General features: G+C 44.4%; 12 protein-coding genes and 2 tRNA genes. 7 read left to right on the forward strand and 7 right to left on the reverse strand.

Annotated features, from left to right (window positions below; all coding sequences use genetic code 11):
• Positions 1 to 17 precede the first annotated feature (17 nt).
• The 5 genes from AC23N5_RS12735 (at position 18) to AC23N5_RS12755 (ending at position 3,797) form a co-directional block, all read left to right on the forward strand.
• A complete protein-coding gene (locus AC23N5_RS12735; protein ID WP_487755881.1) occupies positions 18 to 1,007 on the forward strand; it encodes a 2-hydroxyacid dehydrogenase in 990 nt (329 codons plus the stop codon).
• 63 nt (positions 1,008 to 1,070) lie between these two features.
• A complete protein-coding gene (locus AC23N5_RS12740; RefSeq protein WP_487755882.1) occupies positions 1,071 to 2,024 on the forward strand; it encodes a serine hydrolase in 954 nt (317 codons plus the stop codon).
• A gap of 14 nt (positions 2,025 to 2,038) precedes the next feature.
• Positions 2,039 to 2,947, forward strand: coding sequence for an AraC family transcriptional regulator (locus tag AC23N5_RS12745; protein WP_487755883.1), 909 nt, complete (start codon positions 2,039 to 2,041; stop codon positions 2,945 to 2,947).
• A 63-nt stretch (positions 2,948 to 3,010) separates the two neighbouring features.
• On the forward strand, positions 3,011 to 3,475 hold the full coding sequence (locus AC23N5_RS12750; RefSeq protein WP_487755884.1) for a hypothetical protein: 465 nt from the start codon (positions 3,011 to 3,013) through the stop codon (positions 3,473 to 3,475).
• Positions 3,476 to 3,485: 10 nt separating this feature from the next.
• Positions 3,486 to 3,797: a DUF3817 domain-containing protein gene (locus tag AC23N5_RS12755; RefSeq protein ID WP_487755885.1), complete on the forward strand. Its 312-nt coding sequence runs from the start codon at positions 3,486 to 3,488 to the stop codon at positions 3,795 to 3,797.
• A 71-nt stretch (positions 3,798 to 3,868) separates the two neighbouring features.
• Here the strand turns inward: AC23N5_RS12755 and AC23N5_RS12760 are convergent, their stop codons facing one another.
• Positions 3,869 to 5,086 (reverse strand): pyridoxal phosphate-dependent aminotransferase, encoded by a 1,218-nt coding sequence (locus tag AC23N5_RS12760; protein ID WP_183975866.1) that lies wholly within the window; start codon positions 5,084 to 5,086, stop codon positions 3,869 to 3,871.
• A gap of 88 nt (positions 5,087 to 5,174) precedes the next feature.
• On the opposite strand from AC23N5_RS12760, the gene AC23N5_RS12765 reads away from it, so the two are divergent.
• Positions 5,175 to 5,651: a methylated-DNA--[protein]-cysteine S-methyltransferase gene (locus tag AC23N5_RS12765; RefSeq protein WP_487755886.1), complete on the forward strand. Its 477-nt coding sequence runs from the start codon at positions 5,175 to 5,177 to the stop codon at positions 5,649 to 5,651.
• A gap of 72 nt (positions 5,652 to 5,723) precedes the next feature.
• Here AC23N5_RS12765 and AC23N5_RS12770 read toward each other — a convergent pair whose 3' ends face one another.
• The 5 genes from AC23N5_RS12770 to hppD all read right to left on the reverse strand — a co-directional run bounded on the left by AC23N5_RS12770 (position 5,724) and on the right by hppD (position 8,812).
• Positions 5,724 to 6,269 carry a fasciclin domain-containing protein gene (locus tag AC23N5_RS12770; protein WP_183975862.1) on the reverse strand — a complete coding sequence of 182 codons (546 nt, stop codon included), beginning with the start codon at positions 6,267 to 6,269 and terminating at the stop codon, positions 5,724 to 5,726.
• Positions 6,270 to 6,636: 367 nt separating this feature from the next.
• Positions 6,637 to 6,711, reverse strand: a tRNA-Pro gene (locus tag AC23N5_RS12775).
• A 21-nt stretch (positions 6,712 to 6,732) separates the two neighbouring features.
• Positions 6,733 to 6,819 (reverse strand) — tRNA-Ser (locus AC23N5_RS12780).
• A gap of 115 nt (positions 6,820 to 6,934) precedes the next feature.
• On the reverse strand, positions 6,935 to 7,660 hold the full coding sequence (phhA, locus tag AC23N5_RS12785; RefSeq protein ID WP_487755887.1) for a phenylalanine 4-monooxygenase: 726 nt from the start codon (positions 7,658 to 7,660) through the stop codon (positions 6,935 to 6,937).
• 18 nt (positions 7,661 to 7,678) lie between these two features.
• The gene (hppD, locus tag AC23N5_RS12790; protein ID WP_183975858.1) at positions 7,679 to 8,812 is read right to left on the reverse strand and encodes a 4-hydroxyphenylpyruvate dioxygenase; all 1,134 of its coding nucleotides are present in this window, start codon (positions 8,810 to 8,812) and stop codon (positions 7,679 to 7,681) included.
• Positions 8,813 to 9,056: 244 nt separating this feature from the next.
• On the opposite strand from hppD, the gene AC23N5_RS12795 reads away from it, so the two are divergent.
• Positions 9,057 to 9,794: an alpha/beta hydrolase family protein gene (locus tag AC23N5_RS12795; protein ID WP_487755888.1), complete on the forward strand. Its 738-nt coding sequence runs from the start codon at positions 9,057 to 9,059 to the stop codon at positions 9,792 to 9,794.
• A gap of 8 nt (positions 9,795 to 9,802) precedes the next feature.
• Here the strand turns inward: AC23N5_RS12795 and AC23N5_RS12800 are convergent, their stop codons facing one another.
• On the reverse strand, positions 9,803 to 10,195 hold the full coding sequence (locus AC23N5_RS12800; RefSeq protein WP_487755889.1) for a hypothetical protein: 393 nt from the start codon (positions 10,193 to 10,195) through the stop codon (positions 9,803 to 9,805).
• Positions 10,196 to 10,469: the final 274 nt, after the last annotated feature.

Here is a 10,469-nt window from a genome sequence, read left to right on the forward strand (position 1 = left end):
TAAGTCACACAAAAGGTATGAAAATTGCATTTTTCAGTTCAAAAATCTACGATAAAATCTATTTTAACCGCTACAATACATACCATGAGTTAAAATACTTTGAAAATCCCCTCAACGCCGAAAGCGTTGATTTGACCAACGGCTACGACGGGGTATGCGTCTTTGTCAATGACCAACTCAACGCTGAAGTCATTGCGCAACTCGCCGCGCGAAACATCAAAATCATCGCCCTACGCTGTGCGGGTTTCAACAATGTGGACCTTCAAGCGGCTCAAAAACAGGGCATTGCCGTCGTTCGTGTACCTGCTTACTCGCCTCACGCCGTGGCCGAACACGCCGTAGCACTCATCATGACGCTTAATCGAAAAACGCATAAAGCTTACAACCGCGTCCGTGAAGGGAATTTTTCGTTGGAACGCCTCACGGGCTTTGATTTGTACGGAAAAACCGTCGGCGTGGTCGGAACAGGAAAAATTGGGGAGGCTTTTGCATTCATTATGAAAGGGTTTGGGTGCAAAGTACTGGCTTATGACATTCATCCCAATCCTGTTCTTATCAATGCTGGAGTTCAATTTGTGGAATTAGACGAGCTATTTGCCCAGTCGGACGTAATTTCACTGCACTGCCCGCTTACGCCCCAAACCAATCGCCTCATCAACAGCGAGTCGCTCGAAAAAATGAAACCTAACGCCATGCTCATCAATACGAGTCGCGGCGGGCTTATCGACACCAAAGCGGTTATTAATGCCCTAAAAAACGGAAAATTAGGATATTTGGGCATTGATGTCTATGAACAAGAAGCCGATTTGTTTTTCAATGATTTTTCGGAAAGCATCATCCAAGACGATATGCTCATGCGACTGATGAGTTTTCCAAATGTGCTGATTACGGCGCACCAAGGCTTTTTTACGGAAGAAGCCCTCACGCAAATCGCCCAAGTGACGTTGCAAAACCTGTCAGATTTTGAGAATAACCAGCTTTCCGAAACCACCACGTTGGTTCACTAACGTAGCGCACTATTTCGGTTGTGAGCAACCGAAAGCACACTTTAATTCCCAATACACCAACCCATGTTTTCATCAACTCGCCTTTCCTTTCTTATCATCATTTGCCTTTGCGGTATTATTACAGCATCGGCTCAGCCTTCCGCAATTGGTAACCCCAAAATGGACAAAAAACTTACGGCGCTACTTCAAGAACTCATCAAGGGGCATGAAGGCGATGTCGGGATTTACGTTCGGAATTTGAAAACCAACAAAATCGTCGAAATCAATGCCGATACGCTGTTTCCTACCGCCAGCATGATTAAAGTACCGATTCAGTGCGGGTTGTTTGACAAAATCAGTAAGGGTGAGTTAAAATACAATGCCATTCTTACCTACAAAGATTCGTTACACTACGACGATGGGATTGTGGGCTCACTCAAAGACGGCGCCAAAATTCCGCTGAGCGAAGTGGTAATGCTCATGGAAACCGTCAGCGACAACACAGGCAGTCTTTGGTGTCAAGCCTTGGCGGGAGGTGGCAAAAGTATCAACGAATGGTTGGACAAAAACGGATTCACGGCCACCCGAGTCAATTCGCGAACCCCTGGCCGCGAAGCCAACCGCACGCGTTACGGCTGGGGACAAACCAGTCCCCGCGAAATGGCCGAACTCATTGCGATGATTCGGACGGGAAAAGCCATTAGCCCCGATGCCTCCGACCGTATGTACCGTAACTTAACCCGCCAATATTGGGACGGCGAAGGGCTTTCGCAACTTCCCCCTGAAATCAAAACGGCCTGTAAAAATGGCGCGGTCAATCGCTCTCGCTCAGAAGCCGTCTTGGTTCATGCGCCTCACGGAGAGTACGTGTATTGTGTCATTACCAAAAACAACAAAGACGAAAGTTGGACCTCCAATAACGCTGGTTATGTTTTACTTAGAAAGGTAGCAAAAGCGCTTTGGAATTATTACGAACCAAAACACCCTTGGCAGGCTCCTGCCAATTTTGAAAAATGGTACCAAGAAGCCGTCGAATAAACGAGACAAGTGCCGTGTCAAAAAAAATAAAAACGTTTTCGACCTACGAATTTGTCGATAGGTATTTTGAGCCTGAGCCTCCGCTGCAAGAAATGATGCGCCCCGACTTTGGGCGCTTCTTTATTGTAGATGTGCAAGAATTGATAAAACTGTCTAAATTACCCGTTCCCGCTTCTCGCTCCACTACGCACTCGCTTATTTACTTAACGTCAGGGGAAGCTACCATGAAAATTGGCTTCCACGATGTTTGCATTCAAGCCAACGAATGCCTTGTTGTACCCGCTGGACAGGTCTTTTCCTACGACAAATACGAGCAAAATCAAGGATACATCGCGGTTTTTAACAGTGATTTTCTCATTGGTAAAATTGGCAGTAAAGAACTGATTGACCAATTTGAGTTTCTTACGCTTTGGGGCAACCCCATCATTTGCCCAGAGCCGTCAAGCGCCCCTTTTTTAGCAATGCTTTTTCAACGGGTACAGCTCGAATACCAACAATACGGCTTGGGAAGTTCGTTGATTCAGCCCTATTTTATTGCGGCACTGTGCGAGTTAAATACGGCTTATCAACCACTGGCACAAGGAAAAAGCACGACGTCTTTACACCTAACCAATCGCTTCAAAGCATTCTTACATCAATACATTCGCAGTAAACATCTTGTGAGTGAATACGCCGAATTACTCCACGTTAGCCCCAACCACCTCAACAAAATTATTCGTGATGTTACAAACCAATCTCCCTCCAAATGGATAGATGAAACGCTCGTGCTGGAGGCCAAAGTGCTCCTGTTTCAAAGCAAACTGAGTATCAGTGAAATTGCTACCGAACTTGGCTTACTAGACGCTTCTTATTTTAGTAGGCTATTTAAAAAATACGTGGGAGTCAGTCCGCTTGAGTTTCGCAAAAGGATTGATTTGTCCTAATATCGGCTTTTCTCGTCCTACTTTTGTATTCGGTTAGCAACGACCTTTGCCAAAAAAAGATTTATGTACTCACTTCTTTTATTTCTACATTCCACGGTTCGTTGGTTGGTCGTCGCCAGCTTAGTTATCTCCCTGATTAGGGCTTATTTAGGAATTCGCCAACCCCGTCCATTCACAAGAGCCGATAACGCTTTTCGGCATTGGACAGCTACTATGGCCCATATTCAATTGATGCTCGGCTTATGGATTTACAGCGAAAGCCCGATGGCAATGTATTTTTTGAAACATATCCGAATGGGTTTTCAACAATTAGATTTAACATTCTTCGGATTGATTCATCCATTGCTAATGTTTATCGCGGTTGTTCTTGTCACCATCGGTTCGGCGTTAGCAAAACGAAAAGTCACCGACCACGATAAATTCAAAACCATGTTTTTCTGGTTTGGATTGACCCTCTTGGTTATTTTTATTGCCATACCTTGGCCATTTTCTCCGCTCTCTACTCGACCACTTTTTAGAACTTTCTAACATTTACATTATGAGCTCTTTTTTCACGACCTCCGTAGGTCGGTTACGGCTTATTGCCTTTTTGGAAGGCATTTCTCTACTGGTGCTTGTTTTTGTAGCAGTCCCGCTCAAGTACATAGCGCATGATCCAAGTTGGGTAAAAGCCATTGGCCCTGTCCATGGTATCCTTTTTGTACTTTTTGTTTTTAGTACCCTCAAAATAAGCCTTGAACAACGTTGGCCTTTCCGAACGGTAACTTGGAAAGTTTTACTGGCGTGCTTTATTCCTTTTGGTACGTTTTATATTGATTCAGCCATTCTTAAAAAGCTTCCAAAGCAATAGCAAAAAAAGACCCCGAAAAAGCGCGTTTGCTTTCTCGGGGTACACGTATTTTCGTCAGTCGCAGTCTGTGACTAATACAATTTTGCTACGGCTTCTGCAATACGACGACATGCTTCGGTTAAGTTTTCGTCCGAAGCAGCCGTTGAGATACGCATACAGTTTGGTGCTCCAAAACCAGAACCTGCAACTGTGGCCACAAACGCTTCGTTCAACAACCACATGCAGAAATCATCCGAGTCGTTGATGGCCGTTTTACCATCCGTTTTACCGAAATAATAGCTAATGTCAGGGAACGCATAAAACGCACCTTGTGGCATATTTACTTTGAATCCTGGAATTTCTTTCAACAAACCAACCACCAAATGACGGCGACGGTCGTAGGCTTCGCACATTTCTTTGGCGGCATCTTTAGGTCCTGTGATGGCAGCCAACGCAGCGCGCTGTGAAATTGACCCCGTTCCAGAAGTTACTTGGCCTTGTAATTTTTCTACCCCATCGGCAATCCATTTAGCTGCACCGATGTAACCAATGCGCCATCCTGTCATGGCATATCCTTTGGCAACTCCGTTAACCGTAACCACGCGGTCGTGAATTTCGGCTACAGAACCAATACTAAAGTGACCTTGTGGTGTAAAGTTGATGTATTCGTAGATTTCGTCGGCCAATACATACACATTTTCGTATTTTGCAATCACCGCTGCCAACGCACGAAGTTCTTCTTCGCTATATACCGAACCCGTTGGGTTGTTTGGAGAAGCAAACATTACTACTTTGGTACGGCTCGTGATGGCCGCTTCCAATTGCTCAGGTGTTACTTTAAAATCATTTTCAAAGCTACCATCCACAATCACCGATTTCCCTTCCGCCAACTTCACCATTTCGGAATAGCTCACCCAATATGGAGACAAAATCACCACTTCGTCGCCTGGGTTTACCAATACCTGAATCACGTTAGCCAACGAATGCTTCGCCCCCGTTGAAACCACGATATTTTCAGGTTTCCAATTTATATTATTCTCGTTCTTAAACTTATCAGCAATGGCTTTGCGCAAATCGGCATAACCTGCCACTGGCGAATAGCCGTGATAGCCTTCGTCGATGGCTTGCTTTGCAGCTTCGCAGATGTGCTTGGGGGTCTTGAAGTCGGGCTCACCAACGCTCAAGCTAATCACTTTATGACCTTGTGCGGCGAGTTCGCGCGCTTTTTTGGTCATTCCCAACGTAGAAGACTCTTCTAACGCGTTAATGCGGTCGGCCAAAACACTGGCCGTTTCTACAACAGCAGACATAGTAAGTTGTTTTAAAAAATTTGCGCGCAAAATTACGATTATATGCAAAAAAAACCTATTTTTATTTCAATTTTATCAACTACAACCCATGTCTATTGCGTATTTGCAAACGCCCCTCGGAGTAGCTCACATTGAAGGTGACGACGAAGGCATCCAAAAAGTGACCATTACCAACGATGCCTTTCCTGCCGTCGAAGCCCCAACCTGTGAGGTAGTTCAGAGCTGTGTAGCCCAATTAAAAGAATACTTTGAAGGGAAACGTCAAGTTTTTGACCTAAAGCTAAATCCCAAAGGAACCGAATTTCAACGACGCGTTTGGCAGGACTTACTCCTTGTCCCTTTTGGCCGCACCACTTCTTATTTAGCACTTTCTCGGCAACTAGGCGACGAAAAAGCCATTCGTGCCGTGGCCGCCGCCAATGGCAAAAATCCCATTTGGCTCATTGTGCCCTGCCACCGCATCATTGGCTCCGACGGTAGTCTTACGGGTTATGCAGGTGGACTTTGGCGCAAAAAATGGCTTATTGAATTTGAAAAGGGAGGATTGCAGGGAAGTTTGTTTTAGTTGACACAAAATAAAAAAAGCGGTGGAAATTATCCACCGCTCGCAGGCCGTAAGCCAACCATCCGCACTTACCTATCCTGGCATTACGACTGTGTCAATAACGTGAATCACGCCGTTGCTTTGATACACGTCTTTGATTGTTACTGTTGACATACCGCCTTTTTCGTCAGTAAGAACCAATTTTTTCCCTTTCATCATTGCCTTTAACGTTCCACCTTGTACAGTTTTGAACGTAGCCGTTCCACCTCCTGCTTTGATAGCAGCTGCAATTGCTTTTGAATCCATTTTACCTGCCACTACGTGATAAGTCAACACTGTAGTGAGCGTACCTTTATTTTCAGGTTTTACGAGTGTTTCTACCGTTCCCGCAGGCAATTTGTCAAAAGCAGCATTCGTAGGAGCAAAAACTGTAAATGGACCTGCACTTTGCAAAGTTTCTACCAACCCAGCGGCTTTTACGGCTGCGACAAGCGTCGTGTGGTCTTTAGAATTAACTGCATTTTGCACGATGTTTTTCGACGGATACATAGGAGCTCCACCTACTTCAACTGTTTTTTCTTGTGCAAAAGATGCGTTGAAAATAAACGCTGACACGAGCAACATTACTAGCTTTTTCATTCTGTTTGTAATTTGGTTTTTTTATGGATTGTTCAAATGTTGAATTACAAACAGACTTACGGCGATTGGTCAGCGGTTAGATTTGAAGTGGGTTATTTTTCTTAAAATTTCTTTGAAATTATTTTTCAAAATACTGATAATCAATATTTTACAAATAACAAAAAATAAACAAGTAGCGTATTTGCTAAGTTTGGTTAAGGTTTTACCCGCAGACTTTCGCAGATTTAACCCGCAGATGGACGCTGAAAAAACTCATTAAGTCTTCTGTCAGCGTCCATCTGCGTTTGTATTATTCAGGGGGTTTCTGCGGGTAAAAAATGAAGCTATAGAAAATAAAAAAAGCCTTCCAAGTTGGAAGGCTTTTTTGTCGGGATGGCAAGATTCGAACTTGCGACCTCCTGGTCCCAAACCAGGCGCGATGACCGGACTACGCTACATCCCGATTCCTGCTATTTCAAGCAAGCGGAGGGAGAGGGATTCGAACCCTCGGTACCCTTGCGAGTACGGCAGTTTAGCAAACTGCTGGTTTCAGCCACTCACCCATCTCTCCGTTTAAAGGCTGAACGATAAATTAAAACCGCGTTGGTTTGTCGTTTATCGAGGCGCAAATATAGCGGTTCTGAAATATTTAAAACAAATTTTTTCGCAAAAAAACTTATATTTTTTTACACCAAAAAGTGCATTTCCGTTAAAACAGCCTCAATATCAGGCACTGAACGATACAATTCATCGAAAGAATTTATGACAAAATAATGGTCTTGAAATCGGTCGATGTGGTAAGAAGCGGCTAAAAGCGCTCTTACATCAAAACGAATTTTGGGAACATCCGCGCGGAGACAATAGGTACTTTCCCCAATCGAAGACAAAATACCCCCTCCGTAAATTTTGAGTCGGTTTTCTTCTTCTATCAACCCAAACTCCACGGTGTACCAATACAAACTACCGATTTGCTCAATGGCTTCGGGGACGTCGAGCCACCGCAATGCCACTTTACTTAACTCCGACATAAAATCACAAAACGGCTGGTGCGCCAACAGCGGAACGTGTCCAAACGTATCGTGAAACATATCGGGCTCTTCCAAATAATCCAACTGCTCGGGCGTACGTAGCCAAGTCGAAGCGGGGAATTTTTGGTTGGCCAATAATTCAAAAAAATCACGTTTGGGAATCAAACCCGTCACAGGCTCCACCTCCCAACCCGTCAGCGCCCGTAGTCGGGGATTGGTTTCGGTTTCAAAATTAGGGATACGGTCGGCGACAAATCCCACTTTTTTGATTCCTTCTAGGTATGTTTTGCTCGCCATGAGCGGCAATTGTTCCATTTGCCGCTCAAACAACGTCCTCCACACTTGGTGATCGCTGGGCGAATAGTTATTAAAGTCCTGCTGCATTGTTTTACCTGTTAGGTGCTACAACGTTCCTCTTAATTCTTGCTCACGCTCGATGGCCTCAAACAGCGCCTTAAAATTTCCTTTACCAAACGACTTCGCTCCTTTCCGCTGAATAATTTCAAAAAACAGGGTCGGGCGAGGCATGATAGGTTTGGTGAAAATTTGAAGTAAATACCCCTCGTCGTCGCGGTCCACTAAGATACCTAACTTGCGTAAAGGTGCTAGGTCTTCATCAATGTGACCCACGCGCGACAGCAAATCATCGTAATAGGTAGTGGGCACGCGTAGAAATTCAATGCCACGGTTTTGCAATTCGGTCACCGTTTCGATGATATTATCCGTAGCCACCGCAATATGCTGCACCCCTGCTCCACCGTAAAAATCTAGGTATTCTTCTACCTGCGATTTTTTCTTTCCTTCGGCAGGTTCGTTGATGGGGAATTTGATTCGCCCGTTGCCGTTGCTCATCACTTTGCTCATCAGTGCGGTGTAATCGGTCGAAATGTCTTTGTCATCAAACGACACCAACTGATTGAAACCCATTACATTGGCATAAAAATTTACCCAAGGCAACATTTCGTTCCAACCCACATTTCCTACCATGTGATCCACGTATTTTAGGCCAATTTCGGCGGGGCGATAGGCAGGATTCCACGACTTAAAACCTGGCAAGAAAACGCCTTTGTATTGACTTCTTTCCACAAAAATATGAACGGTATCCCCATACGTATGAATACCCGAACGTACCACTTTCCCAAACGCATCTTCTTCCACTACGGGTTCAAAATAGGGCTTTGCTCCACGGCGGACGGTTTCTTCAAACGAATAGTGTGCATCGTCCACCCACAAAGCGACCACTTTAATACCATCGCCGTGCTTGTCGAGGTGTTTCCCGATTTCGGTACCACCCTGAAGCGGCGACGTCAGCACCAATCGAATTTTATCTTGTACCAACACGTACGACTCACGGTCGCGAAGGCCCGTTTCTAAACCTGCATACGCCAAGGGTTGAAAACCAAAAGCTGTCTGAAAAAAATGGGCAGCTTGCTTGGAATTTCCGACATACAGCTCCACATAATCAGTCCCGTTGAGCGGCAAAAAATCGGTGGTTGCTTTTACTGCTTCTTCAAAATTTGCTACTACACTGTTCATATCTTTCTGATTTTTAGACTATTGAGCACTAAGTTTACGTTTGTTGATGAAGTGCAAAACATTTAATTGCTTTACTAATTATTATTTTACTTACAATTTTATAGACAATTATTTACAACGGCAAATTTCTTGTGAATTTTTAATGAACTTATCCATTAAATTTTGATGAAACCGAAACGACTACTTTTGTTCCATTTGGGCAAGTAGTATCTTCGCCCCAAAACAGCCGTCCCTCATTTTCTCCATGCGATATTTTGTTTCAGTTTTCAGCCTGATTGTCCTCTCAATTGTCACTTTTGCCCAATCCGCTCCTTTTAAACAAGACAGTGTCGTGTTTTTAGATGCAACTAGAAATCGGGCTATTCCTGTTGAGCTCTACCTTCCCAACTCGTTGAAAAAGGCCAAAGTGGTAATACTAAGCCACGGATACGGCTTCAATAAAGGGGGAGATAATCGAGCTTATTCTTATTTAACAGAAGCGTTGGCAGCATCGGGCTACGTCGTAGCAAGCATCCAACACGAGCTTCCTACAGATGATTTATTGCCTCTGACGGGGGTTCCTCAGGTAGTTCGGCGGCCAAATTGGGAGCGTGGTGCCACTAACATTCATTTTGTGTTAGGCGAGCTCAAAAAACGCCTTCCTCAGGCTGATTACCGACACGTAGCATTGATTGGGCATTCTAATGGGGGCGATATGTCGGTGCTTTTTGCTCATCAATACCCCAAATTAATCACCAAAGTGATTTCGTTGGATAATCGACGAATGCCATTTCCACGCACTCGTCGCCCACAAATTTACTCCTTGCGTTCGAGCGACCAACCCGCCGATGAGGGGGTACTACCAACTCCTGCTGAGCAAAAGAACTATGGTATAACAGTCATACCGCTTCCCAATACCATCCACAATAATATGGATGACAGCGCCAATGAAAGCCAACGGAAAGAAATCATTACTTATGTGTTGAGCTTTTTGAAGAATTGACCGTCGTTTTACAACGGTTTCGTCTGGTGTGTTACTTCGGCTAAGTAACCGATGGCATTAAAACGAAGTATCACTTTCTGCCCCTCTGATTTTTTGGTGATGTCGGTACAGTGAGTCCCTTTTTCAAAAAAATAGACGTAAAATTTTTGATCACGACCTCCTAGCTGATGAATATCGGGACGCCCCAGTAGCTGCCCCACTTCATCAATGTGCTTATTTAGGAGTTGTGATTCTATTTTTTTAAAATCTGCAAGCTGGTTTTTACGAATGCCTTCACAACCTCCACGGTCGCTGCGCCATTTTTTTAGGTCTAAATCGCCAATTCGGTCAGGAGCCGATGTACATCCTATCAGACTCAAAAACAAAGCGACTATCCAAAAACTATTTTTAATGATTTCCATTGGTCTTTTTTAATTAAAACTACGCTTTCTCATTTTGGTTTTCGTGGTTATGAGTGACCACGGTTTCGGTTGTGAGCAACCGAAAGCACATTCCGTGCAAGCGGTTATTCATAACCGCAGCCCGCTGCGAATTAAACCTCGGCGCAAGCTTTCGGTTGTGAGCAACCGAAAGCACATTCCGTGCAAGCGGTTACTCATTGTAGATTTACCTTTGCGAAATAATATTTGGTAATGAAGGAGTCAAACCGATTACTCAATGGTAACTAGATACTGA

The sequence above is a fragment of the Runella sp. R5_40 genome (assembly GCF_057652295.1).

Bases quoted from the DNA above. Each gene is read 5' to 3' on its own strand.
- AC23N5_RS12740 (WP_487755882.1), top strand. From the start codon at position 1,071: ATGTTTTCATCAACTCGCCTTTCCTTTCTTATCATCATTTGCCTTTGC.
- AC23N5_RS12760 (WP_183975866.1), bottom strand. From the start codon at position 5,086: ATGTCTGCTGTTGTAGAAACGGCCAGTGTTTTGGCCGACCGCATTAAC.
- AC23N5_RS12795 (WP_487755888.1), top strand. From the start codon at position 9,057: ATGCGATATTTTGTTTCAGTTTTCAGCCTGATTGTCCTCTCAATTGTC.
- hppD (WP_183975858.1), bottom strand. From the start codon at position 8,812: ATGAACAGTGTAGTAGCAAATTTTGAAGAAGCAGTAAAAGCAACCACC.
- AC23N5_RS12750 (WP_487755884.1), top strand. From the start codon at position 3,011: ATGTACTCACTTCTTTTATTTCTACATTCCACGGTTCGTTGGTTGGTC.
- AC23N5_RS12755 (WP_487755885.1), top strand. From the start codon at position 3,486: ATGAGCTCTTTTTTCACGACCTCCGTAGGTCGGTTACGGCTTATTGCC.
- AC23N5_RS12765 (WP_487755886.1), top strand. From the start codon at position 5,175: ATGTCTATTGCGTATTTGCAAACGCCCCTCGGAGTAGCTCACATTGAA.
- AC23N5_RS12800 (WP_487755889.1), bottom strand. From the start codon at position 10,195: ATGGAAATCATTAAAAATAGTTTTTGGATAGTCGCTTTGTTTTTGAGT.
- AC23N5_RS12735 (WP_487755881.1), top strand. From the start codon at position 18: ATGAAAATTGCATTTTTCAGTTCAAAAATCTACGATAAAATCTATTTT.
- AC23N5_RS12770 (WP_183975862.1), bottom strand. From the start codon at position 6,269: ATGAAAAAGCTAGTAATGTTGCTCGTGTCAGCGTTTATTTTCAACGCA.
- phhA (WP_487755887.1), bottom strand. From the start codon at position 7,660: ATGCAGCAGGACTTTAATAACTATTCGCCCAGCGATCACCAAGTGTGG.